The 277-nt window shown below is 53.8% G+C and carries 1 rRNA gene; it reads left to right on the top strand.

What is annotated here, in order from left to right:
- Nucleotides 1-277: ribosomal RNA gene (locus MFP24_RS24445) — 23S ribosomal RNA — on the top strand; the annotation flags it as partial.

The raw sequence follows: 277 nt of genomic DNA, 5'->3' as shown, positions 1-277 counted from the left end.
CAATCGTACCCCAAACCGACACAGGTGGTCAGGTAGAGAATACTCAGGCGCTTGAGAGAACTCGGGTGAAGGAACTAGGCAAAATGGTGCCGTAACTTCGGGAGAAGGCACGCTGTGCGCGGTGAAGAGACTTGCTCTTGGAGCTGTGCGCAGTCGCAGATACCAGCTGGCTGCAACTGTTTAATAAAAACACAGCACTGTGCAAACACGAAAGTGGACGTATACGGTGTGACGCCTGCCCGGTGCCGGAAGGTTAATTGATGGGGTCAGCCTTTGG

The organism is Brenneria tiliae (assembly GCF_023347575.1).
Taxonomy (GTDB): domain Bacteria; phylum Pseudomonadota; class Gammaproteobacteria; order Enterobacterales; family Enterobacteriaceae; genus Brenneria; species Brenneria corticis.
The sequence above is the reverse complement of the archived record's forward strand: the minus strand, read 5'-3'. Positions and strand labels throughout refer to the sequence as shown.